This is a genomic window from Nitrosospira multiformis (genome assembly GCF_900103165.1).
GTDB classification, from domain to species: Bacteria; Pseudomonadota; Gammaproteobacteria; order Burkholderiales; family Nitrosomonadaceae; genus Nitrosospira; species Nitrosospira multiformis_D.
In genome coordinates, this window is the sequence record NZ_FNKY01000001.1 from 2673228 (window position 1) to 2696537 (window position 23310).

A 23310-nucleotide genomic window follows, 5' to 3' on the forward strand; every position below is an offset into this window, starting at 1 on the left:
CCCATGCCAAGGGACCGCTTGGCAACAACATGCTGAGCACTGTCGAGGCCATTCTCGACCCCGCGGCATTGATACTTTCACTCTGGCTGGTGAGCACCAGCATTGAAGGAGGGGTGCCGCCTCCCTATATGATTCTCGCATTGATCGTGTTCTCGATCACCTTTCCCGGTACTTCGCGCCTGCAATCTTCTGTTATGGGGCTGGTCATCGACACTCTCTACAGCTGGTTCTGGGTAGTATTACTGTTGCTTTTCCTGGGCGTTGCCACCGGCTATATGGATGAATTCTCCAGCGAGGCGCTGATCACGTGGCTCTGGGTGGCGCCACTGAGCCAGGTCGGCACTCATCTGGCGCTGCGGGCCAGCGCGCCCTTTCTGCTGATGCTGCAAGGGCCGCCGCAGCGCGCCATCATCGTCGGCATGAACGATCAGGGCGCCGCGCTGGCCAGCCGTATTCACGAGACGCGCTATTCGAAAATTGAACTGGCCGGGTTTTTCGATGATCGCAGTCTGAACCGGCTCAACCAGGCCGCAAACAGCGAGTTGCTCGGCAGACTGCGCGAGCTTCCCGGTTTCGTCAAGGAAAACCGCATCCAGTACATCTATCTGTCGCTGCCGATGGCCTCGCAGCCGCGCATTCTCCATGTGCTCGACGAACTGAAAGACACCACCGCCTCCATCTACTTCGTGCCCGACATGTTCATCACCGACCTTATCCAGGGCCGCAGCGGAGCCGTTTGCGGCACGCCGGTCATCTCCGTGTGCGAATCGCCTTTCACCGGTTCCAACGGAATCATCAAGCGGGCCAGCGATATCGTCCTCTCTCTGCTCATCCTGATGCTGATCTCGCCGCTTCTGCTGATCATCGCCCTGGCCATCAAGCTGGATTCCCCCGGTCCCGTCATTTTCAAACAGCGCCGCTACGGCCTCGATGGAGAAGAAATCCTGGTCTACAAATTCCGCTCGATGCGGGTGTGCGAAGATGGCGAGACCATTCACCAGGCAAAAAAAGGCGATAGCCGCATCACGCGCATCGGTGCTTTTCTGCGCAAGAGCTCACTGGACGAATTGCCGCAGTTCATCAACGTCCTGCAGGGGCGCATGAGTATCGTCGGGCCCCGGCCGCACGCCGTGGCGCACAACGAAATCTACCGCAATCTGATCAAAGGCTACATGATCCGCCACAAGGTCAAGCCCGGCATCACCGGCTGGGCCCAGGTCAACGGCTACCGCGGTGAAACCCGGACGCTCGACAAGATGCAGGCGCGCATCGATCACGATCTCGACTATCTGCGCAACTGGTCGCTGCGGCTCGACCTGCACATCATCCTGAAAACCGTCATCGTAGTCTTCAAGGATCGGGCCGCGTACTAGCACCTGTACTCGCAAGCCCTTGCTTTCCCCTATCCCCTACCCCCTATCCCATATCAATGCTTCGCTGCACGGCGGCCCGGGATTTTAGTAATCTCCGGGCCAACGCCTATTCCTTGCTTTTTCACGATCTTTATCTATAGTAAATAACACGATGCCGGTTCCGATTATCCGAACCATGTTAGTAATGAATAACGAGGAGAACTGATTATGGAAGGATTTACACAAGCCAACCTGTTTGAGCTCAGCCGGGGCGCGATTCACGTAACCTACTCAACCACAAGTATTCTGGGAGGTCCGATTTTCAATTATCGCGATAATCACATGAGCCGCTCTTTCCGGGGTGAAGAAGTTCGCATTCAGGAGACTGAGGTGGGTCAGTTGATCACGGTAACACTGGAAACCATTCCAGATCTAAGAACCGTCACTTTTTCCCTGATTCTGCCTATTGTTACGGTCATACCCCAATCCACCGGAACGCGTATCGGGGCGCCGGGGATCACTACCACAGCGCCCACGACGATTGCGGGACCGCCACCGGGACCGCAACAACTTTATTCCATCGTCAGGCTAAGAGGCACGGCGCAGTTTATTGTCTCTTAAGGAACCTCTGCATGAATCCTTGGTGGAGCGCGTTGCGGCAAAATCGGGACAATCGCAGGAAGCAACGCAGCTCATAGCTTGGTCCATACCAAGGAGTACAGCGCGGTGAGCGCTCGATCTTGCCGCTCTATTTTTCCAACTGAGCGAGGGTAAGGGCGTCCGCGCAGGGTTCCATTAAATAATTAGCATTTCATGAGGAGGTGATCCAATGCCAACCAAAAATCCCGTGACGCGGCCGACTGCAAAGTCGATAGCTTCATATGTGAAGAAGCATGCCGCTAAGGTGGAAGAAACCCAGGGGCACCACCATGCGGCATCCGAGACCATCCGCGAGGCGGATTACGAAGGCCACCATATCGTCGTTCGCACGACCTATCGAATAGAAGTCGATGGCAGGCCAGTTACTGGACATATGGGGGTCACCGACGATGGAAACGTGCATTATCACCCGATACCGAATATGAGCTTCGCTTCCGCACTCGATATGGTCAAGCAATTGATCGATGTCTTTCCTGACGACTTTACTGCTGCCAAGAACAAGCCTGCCGCACATGGCGGTCATGCGGCCAAAACCAAGCCCGGACACAAATCACCAGCAACAGGCCGCGCCGGAAAAACCGGCAAGAAAACCCACGCTGATCACAAGTAGGAGAATGTCATGGCCATACGAGAAAATATTCTGACCAGCGCGACCGCGCGCGACAAGTATATTCAAGGGGTAAAATTATTGAAGAATGAATTCCCCGGACCCACGACTTCAGACCTGGGTATCGGTGGCACCTCCCGGCCAGTCAGTACCTATGATCTCTTCGTGATTTGGCATCACGTTGCAATGACAACATTTACTCCACCCACTCAGGGTGACCGGAATGCCGCCCACCGCGGCCCTGTGTTTCTTCCATGGCACCGGTTTATGCTGCTGCAACTGGAAATGAATCTCCAGCGCGTGCTGGGAAATGACTTGACCTTTGGATTACCGTACTGGGATTGGGCACAGGACGGTCAGTTATCACCCGCTCGTCAGCGGAGGGCGCCGATCTGGGCCAGCAACTGCATGGGGGGTACCGGGACACCGGTGACTACGGGTCCATTCGCATTCGATCCCGCCAATCCAGGGTCCTGGCGCGTTCGCATTACCGCAAGCGGGGCGACCGGGCAGCTTGTTCAGGTAAACCGGGGTCTGCGCCGGCAGCTGGGCATCCAGACTACCCGTTTGCCGAGAAAATCCCACACGGCCACCGCAGTCAGTCAATCTGTTTATGACGCGGCTTCCTGGAATACCGCTTCCCCCGGCTTCCGCAACCTCGTCGAAGGCTGGCAAAGCCAGCCGCAGATTCCGCCTCCAAGCCTGCATAATCGTGTCCATGTGTTCGTTGGGGGAGACATGTCACCTTCCACCTCGCCCAATGATCCCGTGTTTTATCTTAATCATTGCAATGTGGATCGCATTTGGGAGCGCTGGATGCAACCGCCGCCGGGAGGCCATGGCCGCCTTTACGTGCCGGCGCAATCCGAACCCGCCAGCCTGCGGGGCCACCGGCTCAATGACACCCTGAATTCCCTGCTGTCAGGCACGACGACCCCGGCGGAAATGCTGGATATCAGTGAATCCTATACCTATGACTCATTGAGCGTGTGAAACTGTCTGTAAAGAGACGGTAAGTATCGGGATTGTTTACATACTCTCATCGCCGAGCTTTCCGTGGACTGACAAATCGGGTTGTTACAGCGCTTATCAGCACTGGCATAGACACATGCCGAGATTAACCTGCTCCCCCTGTATGGGTATGCGTGACAACTGGCTTGGGCTTGGGGCGCCAGAAGTAGAGCAGACCGCCGGTGAGTCCCGCAAGGCCTACTACCAGTAGCAGAAAACCCCAGCCCGTGCCTCCATTCCCTGTATGGACAAAATCCCCCGCTTTTCGGACATCCAGCGGAATGCTAACCAGACTGATGATGTTTCCCGAGGCATCGTTGCCAAGCAGCAGGACGTTATATTTACCGAGTGGCTCCAGATTAACTGCGAGGGGAATGTTTCCGGATGTGTATTCTTTTGCGGGTACCGACAATACCTCACGCTCTTCCCCGCCTTCTACTTTCATCAGCCTCACCGCGAGCGGCGCTTCACGCACGTCTGGCGCCAATATATCTATAACCAGATTGAGGGGGCCTGCCGGCACCGGAGAGCAAAACGGAGGAAAGGAAGGATGATCGCCGTCCGGGACCACATAGGCATTGAAGCCTACCGGGAAAGCGCCTGTCTGGACGATACATGCACCACCGGAGATAGCCTCTTTTTGTTTCGGCTGATTGTCGGGGCGATGAGGTTGCCACGTATCGCCGGGGATGTTGCCGGTTTGCTGGGCATGGATGGCGGGCAAAAATCCCAGGGTCATCAGTACCACGCATCCCAGATAGAACACCCTGGGGAAAATTCCTGGAATCATATTGATTCTCCTGTCTTCTAGGGCCTGTTAACACTTATTTCTCACCCGCGACGGCGATGGATTTCATCCAGCACGAGGCATGAGCCGCGCGGCGGAGCATGACTCATAGAGTTTGGTCACTTACGACACCGCGGCGCGGCGGGGAATACGATCCAAATCGCTGCGCATGTCGCTTCTTGCTTTGAATTCGTACTGTTACGGCCTAAATTCAGGTGTTTTTAAATAAAAACGCGCAAGCGTACCGGCCAGATTATTCAAGTCGCTTTACGAAAGGTCAGATTGATCCGATAACCGCCCATCAAAGGATGATTCCCTTCCTTGAGCGGCAGAATTCCATGATAACACAGCCTCGATGGCCCGCCCCATGCCATGACATCGCCATGCATCAGAGGTATGCGTACAGGCCTGTCCTCCCGCCGCAAACCACCCCACAGAAAAACAGCAGGGAGCCCCAGTGAAACGGAGACAATGGGCGCACCCAAATCGCGCTCGTTCTTATCCTGATGCAGCGATAGCCGCGCGCCCGGCTCGTAGCGATTGACGAGGCACGCGTCGGGCTCAAAATCCTCGAAACCCGCACTCGCCGCGGCGTCTCGCGCCAATTTCCGGAATACATCCGGCATGCGCGGCCAGGGCTTACCGCTTTCCGGGTCTATCGCATCGTAGCGGTAGCCGTTACGATCCGAGACCCATCCATGGGTACCACAGTTGAGCATCGCAACCGACATGCGAAAACCGCCCGGCGTGATCAGGTGGCGAAATGGCGCCTCGCTGGTGACGCGATGCAGCGCCGCGAAGATAGCTGCTTCATCCGGCACCGCGAAGCCGTGCAGCAGCACCGCACCGGGGCATAATTGCTCACGCCATGCTTGCTGTTGCTCCCTTTCTTCGAATTCGAACAGATCCGGCGTCATGCGTTCATCCCTGCCAGGTTGCATCGTAAAAAATGATGCCTATCGTGTGATGATGGCCCGAGCGCAGACGACTCATACCGCGCCGCAGGTTGACTCGATATACGCCGCGTGAGCCCGCACCAGACGATAGTGAGTGCATTCACGCATGCCCCTCCCCTTCCGCCTCCTTTTCCAACAGCGCACGCTTGCGTTCCACACCCCAACGATAGCCGGACAGCGCGCCATCGTTGCGTACCACGCGATGACATGGGATGGCAACCGCCAGTGCATTCGCGGCACACGCCTGCGCCACCGCACGCACCGCCTTCGGTGAGCCGATACGTTTGGCAATATCGATGTAGCTTGCGGTCTCGCCCACCGGAATCTCGCGCAGCGCCTGCCATACGCGCTGCTGAAACGCAGTGCCTCGAATATCCAGCGGCAGGTCCAGACCGATGTCCGGCGCTTCGATAAAACCCACTACTTTGGCGACCAGCCGTTCGAAATCATTGTCGCCCCCGATCAGGTTGGCGTGCGGAAAGCTATCCTGCAGGTCGCGCGCCAGCTTGCCGGGATCGTCGCCCAGGAGAATGGCGCAGATGCCCCGGTCACTGTGCGCCACGAGTATCGATCCGAGCGAACATTCGCCAATGGCAAAACGGATTTCAGCGTTGACACCGCCAGTACGGTAGCGGGTGGGCGTCATGCCCAGGACCTGATCCGATTTTTCGTAGAAACGGCTGCTCGAATTGTAGCCGGCGTCGAAAATGGCATCGGTTATGGTACCGTCGGCACCCCCATAGCCAAGTTCATTGCGTACTTTTTTTTCGCGGTGTGCCGCCGCATATTGTCTTGGCGTCAACCCGGTAATGTGCCTGAACACCCGGTGAAAATGATAGGGGCTCACGCCCACGCGCTTTGCCAGACCTTCCAGGACCGGTGCAGTTTCCGATTCTTCGATAATGCGGCAGGCTTGCGTGACTTTAGCTGCATATTGCTCGATCAACGAAGGCTGATCCGGTTTGCAGCGCTTGCAGGGCCTGAAGCCGGCCTTCTCAGCTTCTTCGCGCGTGGCATGAAATTGGACGTTTTCCGGCCGCGCGAGGCGGGCCGCACATGATGGACGGCAATACACACCCGTGGTTCTGACCGAATAGTAAAAGGTGCCGTCAGCTTCGGCGTTACGCACAGCCACCGAAGTCCAGCGGGAATCATTGATCGTATTGACCGCCAGTTGTGCCTTTTTCGTTAATGTATTCATGATGTGCTCCTTCATGGTTTGCATAATGGGGTAACGGTTTCCAATTTACCTCATGCCTGCAAACCACTGCACTCCGGGTCTTGCTTTCAAATTCCATTTCTCCCGGTCATCTCGCTGCTTTTTCATGAAGCACCCGTGCGCAATCAGCCGCGCCTCAGCTTCCTCTCAGTTTCCTCTCAGTTTCCTTATGCAACGTCCAGAACAACGCGATATCGCGCCTTGCCCGCCGCAAGATGCTCAATCGCATCGTTCACCTTGCTCAGCGGAAAATGCTCGACCTGCGGCGCGATGCCATGGCGCGCGGCAAAATCCAGCATGGCCGAGATTGCCGCCGGTCCCCCTGTTGGCGAGCCTGAAACACTTTTCTGGCTCATGATCAGGTCAAAGGCGGGAATTGGCATCGGCTCCAGGACCGCGCCTACGACATGCATGCGGCCGTTCGGTCTCAGCGTCTTGAGCAGCGCTCCCCAGTCCAGCGGTATGTTCACGGTAATAAGCAGAAAATCGAGCGAGTTGACCGCCGCGAGAATTTCCGCGCTGTTGCGGCTCGATACAACGCGATGCGCCCCCAATCTCTGCAACTCCTCCGTCTTGGATACGCTGGACGTGAAGGCCGTTACCTCGCAGCCCCAGGCATTGGCGAATTTAAGGGCAAGGTGGCCCAGACCTCCGATGCCCACGACTCCCACCCGGTCCGTCGGTTTCACGCCATGCACGAGCAATGGAGCAAACACGGTAATCCCGCCACAAAGCAATGGGCCGGCGGAGGAAATATCCAGCGCGTCAGGCAGAGGGAACGTCCATGCCCAATGAGCCCTCAGCCTGTCGGCGAAGCCGCCGTGATGTCCGATGATAGTCGCCCCCACTTCCGGACAGAGATTGTGATGACCGGTCATGCACTCATGGCAGTGCATGCAGCTATCAACGCTCCACCCCACACCGACACGCTGCCCGATCTGCAATCCCTTGACATGATCGCCCGCCGCGACGATCCGCCCCACCGCCTCGTGCCCTGGTATGACGGGATACCGGGATAAACCCCAGTCATTGTTGAGGATCGAAATATCGGAATGACAGAGACCGCAATACTCAACGGCGATCTCCACTTCCTCCGGTCCCAGCGGACCGGCATCGTAAGTAAATGGCTCCAGTTTTTGTTTAGCGCCATGCGCGGCCCATCCGTGAATTTCGCTCATTATGACCCTCCATTTAGTAAAGATAATCGCTGTCAGGGTGCACATTCCCGCCATCAGATCGGGCATGCAACATCAATCGTGCTAGAGCTATTGATATTCCGGCTGTATCATCATATATCCTACTCCCTGCCGATTTGGAGCAAGTTGAAATCATAAATCTGGCAATCGTAGCAAACTCACCTACGAGATGAAAGTCAAGCGATGCAAAAAGTCTTTGTGAATCATGTTACTGAAATGAAATATAAGCGTTCGGCTGCCGGATTCGGGATAATCGTCCAGCCTCCCTACCTTGCGGCGCCTGGCCCCAGAGTGCATCCATATTTCGTTACCAAGCTCTTGCGGGCATTCCTCCGGTAAGAGTCCATGAGCATCTTCAAGTTCATATTGCCGACTGGATATTTGATATACAGACTGAAGGGTGGTGGCAAGAATATTGGCCATGCGGAACAAACTTTAACTCCCCGATTCACACCCGGCCTTGTATCTTGTCTCCCTGCCGGAACCATGGAAATCAGATTGCTTCCATAGGATTATCGCGCAGGCAAGTGATATCATTCATTCGCTGCTTGCTGCCCGCCAGTCTCGGCCGGTCCCGTGATTTCTCCCGCGGTACCGCATGCCAATTGGGCCTCGCGCAAGGTACCGGCACGCACGGCAGCATGATTGAAAACAAAAATAAATATGCCTCTATATGGTTTTTAGTACGATCGGTGGAGCTGAGCGCAACCCATCTCGGGTTATTTCCACACCTCGCAAAACTGCAGGTACACCGGTATCCACTCATGGTTTAATAGGCTATTTGTGCGGGATTCCGATGGGTTATGCCGCGCACGCCCATCTCGCATGCCTCTCGTATTTAAAGAACATCGTTTTATGACAGATACGAAAGTACCAGCTGATAGATATCAGCTTGCCATTGACCATCTCTTGCTGATCGACGAAGATTGGGCGCGGCTGATAAAGCTCACCGGTCCATGCACGCATCAATCGCAATCGGCGCGTGAGCCCTACGAGGCGTTGATCAGGGCCGTAGCCTACCAGCAACTCCACGCACGTGCCGCCGATGCGATTATTGCAAGATTTCTGGGCATGTATTCCCAGCACTCATTTCCAGAACCGGATCAGATATTGGCCACGGCATTCGATGATCTTCGCCGTTGCGGTTTTTCCGCACGCAAGACCGACACCATCCGCGGCATTGCGAATGGCGCATTGAGCGGCCTGGTGCCGCCGCGAGATATTGCGGACAAAATGCCTGACGATGAGCTGATTGCCCGGCTCATCGAACTGCCGGGCATCGGCCGGTGGACGGTGGAAATGCTGCTTATCTATACGCTCGAACGGTTGGACGTCATGCCCGCCGACGATTTTGGCGTGCGCGAGGGGTATCGGTTCCTGAAATCCCTTGATGTCATGCCCAATCGTCGGGAAATGGAAAATGCCGGTTTGCCTTGCCGCCCTTATAGGACGGTGGCAGCCTGGTATCTGTGGCGCGTTCCCTCGTTGCCCGGCTATAAGAAAAAAAAATAGCAGACTTTATTGTTACGACTTTTTAGAATGGAAAAGCAGCATGCTGTTTGATCGCATCAAATCCCTGGACCACATACTGGAATCGGCCAAAACGAGAGGACTCAAACGCCAACTGGGCGCGTTTGACCTTACCATGCTGGGTATCGGGGCTATTATCGGCACGGGTATTTTTGTACTAACCTCGGTTGCCGCCGAGAAGGCGGGTCCTGGCATGATGTATTCATTTATCATTGCCGGATTCATTTGCGCGCTGGCGGCCCTGGTATACTCGGAAATTGCCGCGATAGTGCCCGTGGCGGGATCGGCCTATACCTATTCTTACGCGGTATTTGGCGAATTGATCGCCTGGATGGTGGGCTGGGCGCTTATTCTGGAATATGCGGTCGCGGCGGCCGCCGTGGCTGTCGGCTGGTCCGGCTATATTAACGGCTTTCTGCATGAGATCGGCTATGGCCTGCCCCTGGCCTTGACCGCGGGACCGCGCGACACCATTGTCCTGGCGGATGGCACAACCTCCGCCGGAGGTTTTAATCTGCTGGCATTTCTGGTTTCACTTTTCGTCACCTTTCTCCTGATCATCGGTACCGCAAAGAGCGCCAGATTCACCACCGTTCTGGTGATTGTCAAGATTATCGCCCTCACGGTATTTATCGTTCTGGCCCTGCCTGCAGTCAATGCGATCAACTTTGAGCCCATGCTGCCCAACGGCTGGGGCACCCCGGCTTCCGGAGTTGGAGTATTAGGCGCGGCCGCCTCCATCTTTTTTGCCTATATCGGCTTCGATGCGGTCTCGACCGCCGCCGAAGAAACCCGGAATCCCAACCGGAATGTGCCGATTGGCTTGATAGGATCATTGGGTATCTGCACGATTTTTTATCTGATTGTCGCCTATGCGGCAGTCGGCGCCGTCGGCGCCCAGCCTGGCGGTGAACTATCGCAATCCAAAGAGCCTTTGGCGTTTGTATTGCGTGCGGCAGGTTACCCTGCTGTGGGCAATTGGGTGGCTTCCGCCGCTATTATCGCCCTCCCCTCCGTGGTATTAATGATGATTTATGGGCAAACCCGTGTCTTGTTCACCATGTCGCGCGACGGTCTCATGCCAAAATCCTTCTCGCATATACACGTACGTTTTCACACGCCGTATGTCGTGACCCTGATCACGGGGATTGCCGTGGCCTTGTTCGCGGCAATGTTCCCTGTCGCCATGCTTGCCGATGTATCGAACTCAGGCACCTTGTTTGCATTCTTCATGGTAGCGCTGAGCGTGATGGTGCTGCGCCGCCGCGAACCCGATCGCCATCGCCCTTTCAGGACACCCGCGCTTTGGGCTGTCGGACCATTGGCCATGGCCGGATGCTTTCTGCTGTTTATCAGCCTGGGCTGGGGGACGATACAATTGTTCCTCTACTGGGCCGCGGCCGGTCTGGTCATCTACTTCAGCTACGCCCGCAAACGTAGCATCATAGGAAAAGAGCACGCGGATGGCTGATTCGGCGGTCATTCTTAAGCCGGACAGGCTACCGAAGATGTGGTAATTTTTCCCCGCATCATCACAATAATTACAGGCCGACCCGATAAAATAAAATCAGCCGTGTAAATTCCGCCGCGTAAAACCATCCCCCGTACGGCCGACGACAAGCACCGCGAGCGTGGCGGCAAGATCGGGATCGGTGGAAAACGGCGTAAAATTCGTTAAATCATATTGCAGCTTATCCACTCCCTGCTCGGTACTATGCAGCAAGCTTATGCGCACGGACTCAATCCCGCTTGTGCTGGTGATGCCAAAAAAACGGTCGTCCGCCGTTTGTCCCGCAAACAGTCCATCTCCCAATGCGGATGGACCAATTATCCCAAGCAGGTTATTCGCCGTATCGAAAGCTTCAAAGAGTATGCTGTCGGAACCTTCCCGAACATTGGCAAGACCTGCGTCGGTCCATATCAGGCCGGCATGATTGGGCAATGCGCCGAGCAATGCCGCGCTGAAAGTAAATGTTATGCTCGAAACGCCATTGAAATACCACGTGTAGCCTGAATTTCCAGAACCGCTTGCCGAACTGTCCGCGTCGACCCAATCTCTCATACTGGACAGTGGCGCTGTCCCCTGCGATGCGAGACCTTCCGAAGCATGGAACGGGCAGTCCTCCAGATGTTCAAGCTCGGAATAATCGAATAATGCGCGCGCGGACGGACTGGCGGCGAATAAGCTGTAAGGAACAGGATCAATCAACGTGGCATTCGCCGCCAACGGCTCCGGCAATAGCGCCACCACTGACAATGCCGCACTCAAACTCTTCATATAGGTTTAATTTCTGTAAGTTTAATGCCAGCGGCAAGAAAGGTAATTGCTCAATGAATCCAATCACGGCGAATGCTATGTTACCCGGTAGATTTTTTTTTACTATCGGACTTAAGTACAGCGTTGCAAAGTTAGCGCTCAGTCAGACTCAACCTGAATCCGGCAGTTGGATAAGGTGGAGGTATGGGTTTTTAGGCTGCGTATGCGAAGACTACCAGGAATACTGGAATCTAACATAACCCTATTAAAAGAAAGGGCTTTCTCCTCAGAAATATCACGGCGGCATTGAACTCATACCCATAGCCAGAGGTCGTATAAATCTCGAGGCTGGAAAGCTCGTCTCCTGGCGGGATAGGTTTTGCAAATTCAACCAGGGACGATGGCGCATGGTCGCATGATTGGCTATGGCCAGTCAGCAGGCTGGTACAGCCTTAAGAGAGAGTTCTTTCTATTCGACTAATTTTTATGGAGGATTTATGAAAAATAGCACGCTCATGCTCGCGGTTGCCCTGGTTGCACCCATGTTTGTATCCACAACCCAGGCAGCCGCTCCCAATGATGCGCAAATTGCTGCCATTGTCGTGGTCGCCAATCAGGTCGATATCGATGCAGGAAAATTGGCCGAGTCCAAAGCATCCAATGCGGACGTCAAAGCATTCGCTCATCGCATGGCCACAGACCACGCCGATGTAAACAAACAAGCGGTGGAACTGGTGACCAAGCTAAAAGTCACGCCACAGGATAATCCAACCAGCGAGAGCCTAAAGGCCGGCGGCACGAAAAACATTGCCAATCTTAAGAAATTGAGCGGTGCCGAATTCGATAAAGCCTATATCGATCATGAGGTCACCTATCATGAGCAGGTTCTCGACGCCGTTGACAAGACACTTATCCCCAATGCCAAGAATGAAGAATTGAAAGCGCTGCTGATCAAGGTGCGGCCAGCATTTGTCGCCCATACCGAGCACGCCAAGCAGGTAAAAGCATCACTTGGCAAGTAAGAAGTAACCAAAGCTGCGCCGGGTTAATTCCCCCGAGCCTGGGTGGCCGGGGGAGTTACACGAACCTTCGCCAACGTCTTGCTGTCCAAAAAGACTGGAAGAGAATAGCTCCATACAACTCGGAGCGATAGTTACATTTCAACCATCCTTTCACCAAAAACCTATTCCCGGAATATGGTTATGTCAGCGGATTCCCCAGAATCCATTTCCTCCAGTAATCCGGCTACGGAATGGTGGAAGAAAACCACGGTTTATCAAATCTACCTGCGCTCGTTCTTTGACACCAACGGCGACGGCATTGGAGATATTCAAGGTATTATCGAAAAACTCGATTACCTTAAAGACCTCGGTTACGAAACAATCTGGGTTTCCCCTTTTACGGAAAGCCCGCAAAGGGATTTTGGATACGATATCAGCGACTATCATTCCATCTCTCCTCTGTATGGAGACATGGCGCTTTTTGAAAAACTGGTGCAAGAGCTGCATCGCAGAAATATGAAACTCATATTCGACCTGGTGTTGAATCATACTTCCAATGAGCATGCCTGGTTCAAGGAATCGGCAAGCTCGCGCGATAACCCGAAAGCCGACTGGTATATCTGGAAAGACGGAAAAGGAAGAAAGGGCACGAAACCCCCGAATAACTGGCGTGCCATGGCAGGCAACAAAGCCTGGACCTATTACCCCGAACGGAAGCAATTTTATTACACCGCCTTTCTGCCGTTCCAGCCCGACTTGAACTACCATAATCCTGAAGTTAAACGGACCATGTTCGATATTGCCAGATTCTGGCTCAACAAAGGAGTGGATGGTTTCCGGCTGGATATCATCAGCGCCATCTATGAAGACCCGGAACTGCGAAGAAACCCTCCCAGTTTGCGATTAGTGCCATCGGACAAATCGCTGACCATTTTTTTCCAGGGTTTGAAAAACAACTTTCTTCAGGAAAAAAGCTTTGAATTCGCCACTGAGCTGCGAAACGTAGTGGACGAGTTTGATAATCCCACGAGAATTCTGATCGGCGAATCGCATGGCGAAGAAGAGCTGATCAAACAATTCTGCTATCACAATGGCAAGAATGGATTGAACGCCATTTTCCTTTTCAAAGCTATTTCAACACCGTTTAAAGCGGAAAGCTACCGTGAGATGCTAATGACGTTCGAGAAACACTTTCCGGAGCCGCTGATACCTACCCTCGTTTTCGCCAATCATGACCGCACGCGTATCATTACCCGTTTGGGGGGAAGTATTGAAAAAGCAAAACTGCTGGCACTGTTTCAGTTTACATGCAGAGGTATTCCGTTTACCTATTTCGGGGATGAGATCGGAATCCCCAGAGTAAGGATTCCGCTGAAACAGGGAAAAGACGCAATAGCTATTCAGCACGGATGGCTCCCACAATTCCTGGTTGACCGAAGTGTCGAGATACTTAATCGCGACGAATGCCGCACACCCATGCTATGGAACGAGAAATCGAATGCCGGTTTCTGTGCCGATTCGGCGAGCCCCTGGCTGCCGATAGCCGGAAATTTTAAGGAGATAAACGTGGAAAAGCAGTTGGCGGAGCCCCATTCACTTCTCAATTTTTACAAAAAAGTGATTCGCCTTCGAAATGAAACGCCTGCATTACATAATGGAAGTCTTGAAATCGCCCACGACTTATGCAATAAAAAAATATTGGCATACTATCGCATAGCCAATGGCGAAAAATATATGATACTTCTTAACATGTCCCGGGCACGAGTAAAGAATCCGGTGAGTAATGCCGAGATATTGCTATCGACACACCCTCAAAGCGAGGCATATCAATTGCAGCCATTTGAAGGGAGAGTGATGATATCAGGCCGGCAATAGCTTCCAGAGCAATTCATCCAGCAAAAGTACTCCGCCATTCCAGGCTTGATCCGGAATCACGTTTCATCATGAACTCGCTATGGCGGCAGTCCACCACCCGGCAAACTTGAAATATTCTTCCTGCCGGATGGGTTGATTATCCATAGTCTCCAGTACAACTCAGTACAATTCAGTACAATTCAGTACAATTCAGTACAATTATCCTGTTTATGACGGAAACCGTTTGACAGCAACAAGCATTTGATCATCAGCGCAAAGTCACCGGCAAGTTCTATTTGCTCACGGTGCTCCGGAATCAGCGCATCCATGAACTAACCGCCCGGGTTATGAAACGAAATTAGTTGCCGTTATTGATAGCAAGAAGCCGTCGTCCGTAACGGGCACTCAGAGGTCTTCGTTTCACGAATCATGAAAGGACCCCATGAAAATAAGTTTCTTTATAAAATTTTTCACCACTATTCTGATGCTGCTTCTCCTTGCGATCGGAACAATGGTTTATCAGGCATTCGGCATCCAGAATGATATCGCCATCAGCGAACACCATCGCTACCGCTCTCTACTGCTTGCCAGTGAGTTATTCCAAAGTTCGGAAGATCTTACCCGCATGGCACGCACCTATGTGACCACCGGCAATCCGGTTTATAAGCATCATTTTTTCGAGATACTTGATATCCGCGAAGGCATCAAGCCACGTCCCCAAAACTACTCAGCGACTTATTGGCATCTTATGGATGCGGAAAAAGATTCCGTTACCGGGCAGGGTAAAGCCGTTTCTTTGCTGGAAATGATGGATAACGAAGGCTTTAGCGAGCAAGAGATTGCCCTGATGCGGGAAGCCAAAGTGAATTCCGATAAATTGGCCAGACTGGAAAAACAGGCAATTGCAGCTTTAAGCGGGCTATACGACGACGGCCATGGCAACTTTACCATTCACCACGCCCCGGATCGGAAATTCGCCATCGATCTGCTGTTCGGAGAGCAGTATATCGCCGGGAAAGCCGCCATCATGGCGCCAATCCAGCAATTTACTGAGTTGCTTGATATACGAACGCGGGCGCGAGTCAATGACGAGCTCGCCCGTCTGCATCGTCAGATTCTGCTGGTGATGGTGTTTATCGTTATCGCACTGTCTGCTCTTGCAGTGACCATTTTCTATATGCGCCGCACCATGTTGCGGCCACTTGTTCAACTTCGTGGCCAGGCAATCCAGCTCACACAGGGCAACTATGCCGCGCGCTGCGATATCAATACAAAAAATGAATTAGCTGAGCTCAGTAACACACTCAACTCCATGGCTTCGGCAATTGAGCGGGATGTCACCGCGCGGAAATTGACCGAAGAGTCCATGCGCCAGGCCTCGATGGTGTTCGAGAACAGTAGTGAGGCGATGATGGTGACCAACGCGGACAATATCATTATCAGCGTTAACCCGGCTTTTACCAGTGTGACCGGCTACACCCCCGATGAAGTGCTGGGAAAGAATCCCGGTATTCTCGATAGCGGCCTTCACGATCAATTCTTTTTCCAGGCGATACGAACTTCGCTTGAGGCCACCGGCCATTGGGAAGGAGAAATAACGGGCCGTCGGAAAAACACGGAAATCTATTCCGAGTGGCGCAAGGTGAACGCTATCTACGATGAAGAGGGTTCGGTACATAGATGGATCACCCTGTTCTCGGACATCACCCTGAAGAAAAAATCTGATGAACTGATCTGGGAACAGGCCAATTTCGATTCTCTGACCAGTCTGCCCAACCGTTATATGTTCCACAACCGTCTGGAGCAGGAAATCAAGAAAGCCAGTCGCGCCGGATCATCGATCGCACTGATTCTTCTTGACCTGGACCATTTCAAGGAAGTCAACGATACGTATGGACATAATATCGGCGATCTCCTGCTCAAGGAAGCAGCCTGGCGCCTGAGCAGTTGCGTACGCGGGATCGACATCGTGGCACGCCTGGGTGGCGACGAATTCACCGTGATTCTTGGCGGCCTGAATAATACCATCAGCATCAACCGTGTTGTCCGGGACATCCTGCATACGATGGCCGAGCCGTTCCGGCTGGGAAATGAAGTGGCCTATGTATCAGCCAGTATAGGCGTCACGTTTTACCCACAGGATGCCGGCGATATAGAAGCGCTGGTGAGAAACGGCGATCAGGCGATGTACGCCGCCAAGAACCAGGGCCGGAACTGTGCCAGCTATTTCACCCGCACCCTGCATGAGGCTGCCCAGACCCGCATGCGGCTGGCCAGCGATTTACGTGGCGCCCTTGCCGGCGGTCAGTTTCAGCTGCATTACCAGCCCATCCTGGAACTTGCGACTGGCAGTGTGCACAAGGCGGAAGCGTTGCTGCGCTGGCACCATCCGAAGCTTGGTCTGGTAAATCCCGCAGATTTCATTTCCATCGCCGAGGAAACCAGAATGATCGTCGATATCGGTGATTGGGTTTTCCGGACGGCGGTACAGCAGGCAAAGGATTGGCGCATGTCGCACTGCGCTGAATTTCAGATCAGCATCAACACTTCTCCCGTGCAGTATCGTAAGGATGTTGATCTCCATGAAACATGGCTTGAATATTTACAGGAATTGGAATTACCGGGGCAAAGTGTCGTCATCGAGATCACCGAAGGCTTATTGATGGACGCCAGTCCCGCCGTGACATCCAAACTTCTTGCCTTCAGAAATGCGGGCCTTCAGATTTCCATGGACGATTTCGGTACCGGTTATTCTTCCCTGGGCTATCTCAAGAGATTTGATATTGACTACCTCAAGATAGATCAATCCTTCGTGCAGAGTCTGGCTCCTGAATCCAACGATTTGGCGTTATGCGAGGCCATCATCGTGATGGCGCACAAACTCGGTATAAAGGTGATCGCCGAAGGAATTGAGACGGAAGCACAGCGTGACCTGCTTGCCCTTTCCGGATGTGATTACGGACAAGGCAACCTGTTCTCCAAACCGGTACCAGCGGATGAATTCGAGAACCTGATAAAAAGATGATCCGAAAGCTATATGCAACGACTATTACTTATATTCCCGAACTACTGTAGCGCGGCTGGAAAGTAATCCTCATGCATTATTCAGGTCTCTTTTCGAGTACCCGGTCATTGCCTTGTCCGGTTTTGCATAATAGGCTTCACTCCACTTGCGCTTGTCGTAGGTCGAGCCTAACCCTTCAGCCTCGCTCGCAACGTGACGTTGGCGAATCCCATTGCGCCATTCCCGCAACCCTTGAGCAATGAGAGATAACTTGCGACACCATGAACGGAACCAGGTCCGCCCAATCAGGCTGATAATCTCGTGGAAAAACTTATCCAGCGATACCTTTCCGATGATTCTGTGCATGATTTTCCTGTGATCGGAGCTACAACCGGTAGCCCAGCGGTAATCACATCTTACGCATTTTGATAATTGTGGGTATTGGACTCAGGTACAACCCAGACACCCGGCGAAAGATGGCAAACTTCGAAGGATGCGATGAAATCACGCGGAAAAATACGGATTAATACCACCCGGCCAGGGTCGCCCCGGTTTTTTACGCCGGTTCACTTTTATCCGTTTTTTCGCTTGCGCGCTCAGGATCCGGCACGCCATGCCCTTGGCCATGCGGATGGGCATGCATCAGATCACCATGGCGGTGAAGATTGGCACGCAGTATGAATTTTTCCCGAACATACTTGATCAGCACCGACAAGCAGAACAGCAACGCGCCAAACAACACGATAGTGGCTCCTGAGGCCGCATTAAAGACGTAGCTCAGGTACATGCCCGCCACGCCGGTTACCGCACCTATGATGAGAGAATAAATCAGCATGCGGCTGAAACTATCCGTCATCATGCGTGCCGTCACCGCGGGTGCGATAAGCGTGGCGGCGATCATAGTGACGCCGACGACATTCATGGAAGCAATGATGGACAATGTGAGGAGAAGCGAAAATACCAGCTGTACGATCCCCGTTCTGATGCCGAACACCCGTGCCGCTTCATTATCGAAAGTGGAAAAGAGCAGGGGTCTATACATGAAAAACATCGCGATCATGGTGGAAGCGGTGACCAGTCCGATAACCAGGAGATCGTCGCTGGTAATACCCAGAATATTGCCGAATAGAGCCGCTTCGAAGCTTTGAGTAAAGGTGCGTGCCCGGCTGATAATGACTACACCCAGGGCGAACATGGCGGTCGTTACGATGCCGATGGCGGCATCTGATTTGATTCTGCCGTTTTTGGTAATCCGGTTAATCAGTAATGCGGCAAGCAGGCCCATCGCGCCCGCACCAGCATAGAAATTGAAATTGAGTGTAAAGCCTACGACCGCGCCGCCAAACGCGGCATGCGACAATCCATGACCCACATAACTCATACCACGCAGTATTACATACACACCAATCATACCGCATAATGAACCCACCATTAGCGCGGCCAGCAGGCCGTGCCGGAAAAACTCGTACTCTAGCGGCTCGAGCAGGAATTCCATTCAAGAAGGGCCGTTCGTAAGGTGCAAAGGCGTGTTGTTGGCAATCAGATAGTGACCCTCATGCCGCACTATGACAAGGTCGCCGCCGTAGGTCTTGGTCAGTATTTCGTTGGTAAAAATGTCACGCGGCTGCCCCTGCGCCACGATGCCGTTATTAAAACAAATCACCCAAGGAAGGTGTGAAGCCACAGCATTAAGATCATGCGTGGTGAGCAAAATGGTCATGCCCTCGTTGTTGATATCGCCCAGCAAATGCAGCACCTCATGCTGGGTTTTGATATCGACGCCGGAGGTTGGCTCATCCAGCACCAGCAGTTTTGGATTATTTATCAATGCGCGTGCAAGGAACGCACGCTGGCGCTGACCGCCGGAGGTATGCACGATATGATGATGCAGGCAATCATAAATACCCAACCGGTGAGCGAGATCATGAATACGCTCGCGTTCCTCCTTGCCGGCCCAGGGCCAGATTCGCCGATTGGTGTAGAGACCCATCGTGATCACTTCTTCCACTGTAACCGGGAAACTCCAATCCACGCTCCCCAACTGCGGGACATAGCCGATAGTACCCGGCGGTACGCTGTCTACAGGTGACCCATTCAAAAGTACGCTGCCCGAAAAGACTGGATGCGTGCCTAAAATGGTTTTAAGCAGGGTGGTCTTGCCGCACCCCGTAGGACCGACAATACCCAAGAACCGCCCAGCGGCAATTTCCAGTGACAGGCGTGCAAATACCACATTATGCGCATAACCAGCAGTGACATTGCTTAAGCAAACGGCGGAATTCATGGGTGGCTCAGGGTGTGATATTACGGGTGTCGACATTCGCCACACAATCAGGGTTGCCGCCCAGCGCTTCGGTCATGATCGACATGTTACTGACCATCATGCCGATAAAGGAGTCATGGGGCGGTGCGGGCAGCTCGTCATCGGAGAGCTGATCGATAAACCTCGCCCCGGTTTCCCGGGCAATCTGTTCCGCTGCCTTACTCGGAAAAACCTCGGAACCAAAAATAGCCGGCACCTTTTCCTTATTTATCTGCTTGATGATGCGAATCATCTCCTGCGGACGAGGCTCGGAAAAGCTCGATGGTTGAATAGCCGCGACGACCTTCATGCCATAACGCGGAGCAAAATAAGCAAAGGAGTCGTGATAGGTAACCAGCTTACGATTCTTTTCAGGGATGCTTTTTACGCACTCGAAGATGGCGTCGTCCAGCTTCTGGAGCCGGGCCAGATAAGCCGCCGTATTGGCAATATAGCCCTCCTTGTTCCGCGGATCGAGTGCGATCAGGCTATCCCGTGTAATCTCCGCATAGCGCATCGCCAGCGCGATGTTGGGCCACAGGTGTGGATTGGGATGGCCATGCTCACGAGGAAAACTGAAGTCATATCGCCAATCCTCCTTCCGCAATGTGCGATTACCCAGCCGCACAACAGGGGTTTTTGCCCTTTTGACCTTTTCAGCCAGTTTCACCGTGGGCAGTTCAAGGTCGAGCCCATTTACGATAATGATATCTGCCGCCGCCAGGATTTTCGCGTCCGACGGCACCGGTTCGAAGGTATGGGAGTCGGTTCCATCAGGAACAATCCCCGTCACATCGATATATCCCATGCCGATATTCCGCACAATATTAGTGATGGGAGCGACCGTGGTAACGACATTGATTCTTTTATCCATATCCGCGGAATACGTCACCTGGGAAAAGAAAAGGATGATCGAGAACCATAAGAACTTGATGGCAAAGCGGATTGATTTCATTCCTATCCCCTGATAACTCGTTTGCGGTGCAAGCAAGCCTGCTTACGCTCTGAGCAAATAAACAAAGAAAGTATTAATAAGTGGTTTGACAAGACGGCTGTCACCATGCATATAATGTATGAAGTTTTTTATTTTCGTCTTACAATCTTATGAAGAATTTCCTTTTGCATCATACCGGGATCTCTTTCTTTATCGGTATGACGAATTTTAAATATCTCATACTATACACAAATAGAGGAGTACTTCGATCTCTTTTGAATAGATTTTCGATAATTCTTTATAAAAGCGTTGAAACCAATGCCCCCTTCCACTCCCATACATAGCGCGATCCCTCACATGGGCTCCCGCTGGATGCAACCTCCTTGGCCTGTACGTTTGGGACTCAGGCACTTTTCTCTCGCCGTATTCTGTTGCATGGATGAGTTGGCTCGGAATCCTCGACTCCTCGAATCAGCAACAACCGCAAACCACGGCGCCTGCCGAAACCGGGGACATCTCACTCAAACAATATTGATACTGGCTGGAATGCTATCAGCGTCCGCAACCGAGGCTGCCGGAGTACCGACGCTCAATGAAGTCGTGGTAAAAGGCAAAAGCAACAATCTGATCGGATCGGCAAATTCAGCCAATGAAGGCACAGTTCTCAAGCAACAGCTCGATCAACGCGTAGTTTATCGTCCGGGAGAACTACTTGAGACCGTTCCGGGGTTGATTGTCTCGCAACACAGTGGCGAGGGAAAAGCAAACCAGTATTTTGCACGAGGCTTCAATCTCGACCATGGCACCGACCTCCGGATATCGGTCGACGGCATGCTGGTTAACCAGCGCACCCACGGGCATGGCCAGGGATATGCCGATCTCAATTTCCTGATACCCGAACTTGCATCCGGACTTCAATATCAGAAAGGCCCGTACTACGCCGATCAAGGCGATTTCTCATCAGCCGGTGCCGTCAGCATTGGATATGTGGACAAATTGCCGGCAGGCATTGCCAATTACACCGTGGGTAACCAGGGCTACATGCGGGGGCTGGTGGCTAAATCCAAAGATTTTGGGCCCGGTACCCTTCTTTTTGCCGGTGAACTCCTCACCAAGGATGGGCCATGGGTCACGGCAGAAAATTATAAAAAATTCAATACGGTGCTGCGCTATAGCCAAAATACGGGTAATACCCGCTTCAATATCACTGCCATGGGGTACGGGGCCAACTGGAACTCCACCGATCAAATCCCCGAACGCGGCGTAGCCAGTGGATTCGTTCCACGTCTCGGTGCCATTGATCCCAGCGACGGCGGTGAATCACACCGTTTCAGCCTGTCCAGTGCGCTGCAGCACGCCAGTGATTACGGAATTACCAAGGCAAACCTTTATATGGTTCACAGTAATCTCGCTCTTTTTTCGAATTTTACCTACTTCCTGGACGACCCCGTAAACGGCGATCAGTTTTCACAGTTGGATAAGCGGTTTCAGTCGGCATTCAACGTGAGCCACGCGTGGGTAAATGATATTGCTGGCTTTGCAGTGGAGAATACGGTGGGTGTCCAGTTTCAGAACGATGTTATCGATAATGGCCTCTTGAGCACGAAGCAACGGCAAACGCTATCGACAACACGCAGGGATCATATTGTTGAAAATAGCGTGGGGCTGTATTATCAGAATAGCGTGCAATGGCTGGAGAAGTTTCGCAGCGTAACCGGCGTGCGGAGTGATTACTACTGGTTTGACGTCAAGAGCAACAACAGCGTCAACTCTGGCCAGCAATACGACAGCATGACTAATCCCAAACTCAGTTTTATTTTCGGCCCATGGGCCAAAACCGAGTTTTACATTAACTATGGAAGCAGCTTTCATAGTAACGATGCCCGCGGCACCACCACTACCATAGATCCCAGGTCTGGCGATCCGTTGAAACCGGTCACCCCTCTTGTACGCTCCACCGGGTATGAGACTGGGTTTCGCACTGCGATTCTTCCCGGACTCCAGGGCTCGGTGGCATTTTTCCGGCTGGATATGGATTCTGAATTGTTGTTCGTCGGTGACGCCGGCACCACTGAGCCAAGTCGTCCAAGCAAACGCGAGGGGGTGGAAATCTCCGCTTTTTATATGCCAAATAACTGGTTGACGGTTGATGTGGACTATGCCTTGGCTAAAGCCCGCTTTACTGGTTCGGACCCTGCCGGAAATTATATTCCGGGCGCGATTCAGGGGGTAGGCAAGGCGGCGATCGCGATAGACAATATCGGCCCTCTTTTCGGCAGCATGCAGTTCCGCTATTTCGGCAAGCGTCCCTTGACCGAGGATAACAGCGTTCATTCTGACAATACCATGACGCTTAATGGCCAGATCGGTTTCAAGATCGACAAAAAGGTGCGGGTAATATTGCAAGGTTTCAATCTGTTGAACACCCACGGACACGCGATCGACTACTTCTACACGTCCAGACTGCCGGGCGAACCGGCCGCCGGTGTGGATGACAAACACTTTCATCCTATGGAAACCCGTTCGTTCCGCGTCAGTCTTATCGCCAACTTCTGAATCTTCCACAGCAGAGCTATTTAGTGAAGTAAAATCCCAACATGCCGCAAAATACGACATCCTTTGATGTCGGATCCCTATGCA

General features: G+C 53.0%; 20 protein-coding genes. 10 read left to right on the forward strand and 10 right to left on the reverse strand.

The features are described 5' to 3' along the window. The first annotated feature begins 29 nt into the window (after positions 1 to 29). From BLR00_RS12080 to BLR00_RS12095, 4 genes are all read left to right on the forward strand, one after another. Positions 30 to 1373 (forward strand): undecaprenyl-phosphate glucose phosphotransferase, encoded by a 1344-nt coding sequence (locus BLR00_RS12080; RefSeq protein ID WP_256324203.1) that lies wholly within the window; start codon positions 30 to 32, stop codon positions 1371 to 1373. Between the two features lie 207 nt (positions 1374 to 1580). Beyond that, positions 1581 to 1973, forward strand: a complete 393-nt coding sequence (locus BLR00_RS12085; protein ID WP_074632969.1) for a hypothetical protein — start codon at positions 1581 to 1583, stop codon at positions 1971 to 1973. A 208-nt stretch (positions 1974 to 2181) separates the two neighbouring features. Continuing rightward, a complete protein-coding gene (locus BLR00_RS12090; protein ID WP_074632971.1) occupies positions 2182 to 2622 on the forward strand; it encodes a hypothetical protein in 441 nt (146 codons plus the stop codon). A 9-nt stretch (positions 2623 to 2631) separates the two neighbouring features. Beyond that, a complete protein-coding gene (locus BLR00_RS12095; RefSeq protein WP_074632974.1) occupies positions 2632 to 3612 on the forward strand; it encodes a tyrosinase family protein in 981 nt (326 codons plus the stop codon). 124 nt (positions 3613 to 3736) lie between these two features. Here the strand turns inward: BLR00_RS12095 and BLR00_RS12100 are convergent, their stop codons facing one another. The 5 genes from BLR00_RS12100 to ahr form a co-directional block, all read right to left on the reverse strand. Further along, positions 3737 to 4420: a hypothetical protein gene (locus BLR00_RS12100; RefSeq protein ID WP_074632976.1), complete on the reverse strand. Its 684-nt coding sequence runs from the start codon at positions 4418 to 4420 to the stop codon at positions 3737 to 3739. Positions 4421 to 4674: 254 nt separating this feature from the next. Further along, entirely contained in the window at positions 4675 to 5334 is a 660-nt protein-coding gene (gene alkB, locus BLR00_RS12105) for a DNA oxidative demethylase AlkB (protein ID WP_074632979.1), read from the reverse strand. Between the two features lie 4 nt (positions 5335 to 5338). After that, positions 5339 to 5473 carry a 2OG-Fe(II) oxygenase gene (locus tag BLR00_RS16050; protein ID WP_081346750.1) on the reverse strand — a complete coding sequence of 45 codons (135 nt, stop codon included), beginning with the start codon at positions 5471 to 5473 and terminating at the stop codon, positions 5339 to 5341. Beyond that, complete coding sequence (ada, locus tag BLR00_RS12115) at positions 5474 to 6574, reverse strand: bifunctional DNA-binding transcriptional regulator/O6-methylguanine-DNA methyltransferase Ada (RefSeq protein WP_074634292.1); 1101 nt, start codon at positions 6572 to 6574, stop codon at positions 5474 to 5476. 185 nt (positions 6575 to 6759) lie between these two features. Beyond that, the gene (ahr, locus tag BLR00_RS12120) at positions 6760 to 7770 is read right to left on the reverse strand and encodes an NADPH-dependent aldehyde reductase Ahr (RefSeq protein WP_074634293.1); all 1011 of its coding nucleotides are present in this window, start codon (positions 7768 to 7770) and stop codon (positions 6760 to 6762) included. Positions 7771 to 8643: 873 nt separating this feature from the next. On the opposite strand from ahr, the gene BLR00_RS12135 reads away from it, so the two are divergent. Together BLR00_RS12135 and BLR00_RS12140 are read left to right on the forward strand one after the other, a co-directional pair. Beyond that, positions 8644 to 9300 (forward strand): DNA-3-methyladenine glycosylase family protein, encoded by a 657-nt coding sequence (locus BLR00_RS12135; RefSeq protein WP_074634294.1) that lies wholly within the window; start codon positions 8644 to 8646, stop codon positions 9298 to 9300. A 40-nt stretch (positions 9301 to 9340) separates the two neighbouring features. After that, on the forward strand, positions 9341 to 10789 hold the full coding sequence (locus BLR00_RS12140) for an amino acid permease (RefSeq protein WP_074632987.1): 1449 nt from the start codon (positions 9341 to 9343) through the stop codon (positions 10787 to 10789). Between the two features lie 96 nt (positions 10790 to 10885). On the opposite strand, the gene BLR00_RS12145 is transcribed toward BLR00_RS12140, so the two are convergent. After that, positions 10886 to 11596: a hypothetical protein gene (locus tag BLR00_RS12145; protein WP_074632989.1), complete on the reverse strand. Its 711-nt coding sequence runs from the start codon at positions 11594 to 11596 to the stop codon at positions 10886 to 10888. 476 nt (positions 11597 to 12072) lie between these two features. Between BLR00_RS12145 and BLR00_RS12150 the strand changes: the two genes are divergently transcribed. The 3 genes from BLR00_RS12150 (at position 12073) to BLR00_RS12160 (ending at position 17455) form a co-directional block, all read left to right on the forward strand. Beyond that, entirely contained in the window at positions 12073 to 12597 is a 525-nt protein-coding gene (locus tag BLR00_RS12150; protein ID WP_074632992.1) for a DUF4142 domain-containing protein, read from the forward strand. A gap of 180 nt (positions 12598 to 12777) precedes the next feature. Further along, complete coding sequence (locus BLR00_RS12155; RefSeq protein ID WP_074632995.1) at positions 12778 to 14451, forward strand: alpha-glucosidase; 1674 nt, start codon at positions 12778 to 12780, stop codon at positions 14449 to 14451. Between the two features lie 421 nt (positions 14452 to 14872). Then, positions 14873 to 17455, forward strand: a complete 2583-nt coding sequence (locus tag BLR00_RS12160; RefSeq protein WP_074632997.1) for a bifunctional diguanylate cyclase/phosphodiesterase — start codon at positions 14873 to 14875, stop codon at positions 17453 to 17455. A 69-nt stretch (positions 17456 to 17524) separates the two neighbouring features. On the opposite strand, the gene BLR00_RS12165 is transcribed toward BLR00_RS12160, so the two are convergent. From BLR00_RS12165 to BLR00_RS12180, 4 genes are all read right to left on the reverse strand, one after another. Continuing rightward, positions 17525 to 17800 (reverse strand): hypothetical protein, encoded by a 276-nt coding sequence (locus BLR00_RS12165; protein WP_074632998.1) that lies wholly within the window; start codon positions 17798 to 17800, stop codon positions 17525 to 17527. A 190-nt stretch (positions 17801 to 17990) separates the two neighbouring features. Then, positions 17991 to 18929: a metal ABC transporter permease gene (locus BLR00_RS12170; protein WP_081346752.1), complete on the reverse strand. Its 939-nt coding sequence runs from the start codon at positions 18927 to 18929 to the stop codon at positions 17991 to 17993. After that, on the reverse strand, positions 18930 to 19718 hold the full coding sequence (locus BLR00_RS12175; RefSeq protein WP_256324140.1) for a metal ABC transporter ATP-binding protein: 789 nt from the start codon (positions 19716 to 19718) through the stop codon (positions 18930 to 18932). A gap of 7 nt (positions 19719 to 19725) precedes the next feature. Beyond that, positions 19726 to 20691, reverse strand: coding sequence for a metal ABC transporter substrate-binding protein (locus BLR00_RS12180; protein ID WP_074633002.1), 966 nt, complete (start codon positions 20689 to 20691; stop codon positions 19726 to 19728). Between the two features lie 525 nt (positions 20692 to 21216). On the opposite strand from BLR00_RS12180, the gene BLR00_RS12185 reads away from it, so the two are divergent. Further along, positions 21217 to 23226, forward strand: a complete 2010-nt coding sequence (locus BLR00_RS12185; RefSeq protein WP_074633004.1) for a TonB-dependent receptor — start codon at positions 21217 to 21219, stop codon at positions 23224 to 23226. Positions 23227 to 23310: the final 84 nt, after the last annotated feature.

Excerpts from the sequence above, each read along its gene's own strand:
- BLR00_RS12080 (WP_256324203.1), top strand. The coding sequence starts at position 30 with ATGCTGAGCACTGTCGAGGCCATTCTCGACCCCGCGGCATTGATACTT.
- BLR00_RS12085 (WP_074632969.1), top strand. The coding sequence starts at position 1,581 with ATGGAAGGATTTACACAAGCCAACCTGTTTGAGCTCAGCCGGGGCGCG.
- BLR00_RS12090 (WP_074632971.1), top strand. The coding sequence starts at position 2,182 with ATGCCAACCAAAAATCCCGTGACGCGGCCGACTGCAAAGTCGATAGCT.
- BLR00_RS12095 (WP_074632974.1), top strand. The coding sequence starts at position 2,632 with ATGGCCATACGAGAAAATATTCTGACCAGCGCGACCGCGCGCGACAAG.
- BLR00_RS12100 (WP_074632976.1), bottom strand. The coding sequence starts at position 4,420 with ATGATTCCAGGAATTTTCCCCAGGGTGTTCTATCTGGGATGCGTGGTA.
- alkB (WP_074632979.1), bottom strand. The coding sequence starts at position 5,334 with ATGACGCCGGATCTGTTCGAATTCGAAGAAAGGGAGCAACAGCAAGCA.
- BLR00_RS16050 (WP_081346750.1), bottom strand. The coding sequence starts at position 5,473 with ATGCACTCACTATCGTCTGGTGCGGGCTCACGCGGCGTATATCGAGTC.
- ada (WP_074634292.1), bottom strand. The coding sequence starts at position 6,574 with ATGAATACATTAACGAAAAAGGCACAACTGGCGGTCAATACGATCAAT.
- ahr (WP_074634293.1), bottom strand. The coding sequence starts at position 7,770 with ATGAGCGAAATTCACGGATGGGCCGCGCATGGCGCTAAACAAAAACTG.
- BLR00_RS12135 (WP_074634294.1), top strand. The coding sequence starts at position 8,644 with ATGACAGATACGAAAGTACCAGCTGATAGATATCAGCTTGCCATTGAC.
- BLR00_RS12140 (WP_074632987.1), top strand. The coding sequence starts at position 9,341 with ATGCTGTTTGATCGCATCAAATCCCTGGACCACATACTGGAATCGGCC.
- BLR00_RS12145 (WP_074632989.1), bottom strand. The coding sequence starts at position 11,596 with ATGAAGAGTTTGAGTGCGGCATTGTCAGTGGTGGCGCTATTGCCGGAG.
- BLR00_RS12150 (WP_074632992.1), top strand. The coding sequence starts at position 12,073 with ATGAAAAATAGCACGCTCATGCTCGCGGTTGCCCTGGTTGCACCCATG.
- BLR00_RS12155 (WP_074632995.1), top strand. The coding sequence starts at position 12,778 with ATGTCAGCGGATTCCCCAGAATCCATTTCCTCCAGTAATCCGGCTACG.
- BLR00_RS12160 (WP_074632997.1), top strand. The coding sequence starts at position 14,873 with ATGAAAATAAGTTTCTTTATAAAATTTTTCACCACTATTCTGATGCTG.
- BLR00_RS12165 (WP_074632998.1), bottom strand. The coding sequence starts at position 17,800 with ATGCACAGAATCATCGGAAAGGTATCGCTGGATAAGTTTTTCCACGAG.
- BLR00_RS12170 (WP_081346752.1), bottom strand. The coding sequence starts at position 18,929 with ATGGAATTCCTGCTCGAGCCGCTAGAGTACGAGTTTTTCCGGCACGGC.
- BLR00_RS12175 (WP_256324140.1), bottom strand. The coding sequence starts at position 19,718 with ATGAATTCCGCCGTTTGCTTAAGCAATGTCACTGCTGGTTATGCGCAT.
- BLR00_RS12180 (WP_074633002.1), bottom strand. The coding sequence starts at position 20,691 with ATGAAATCAATCCGCTTTGCCATCAAGTTCTTATGGTTCTCGATCATC.
- BLR00_RS12185 (WP_074633004.1), top strand. The coding sequence starts at position 21,217 with ATGCTATCAGCGTCCGCAACCGAGGCTGCCGGAGTACCGACGCTCAAT.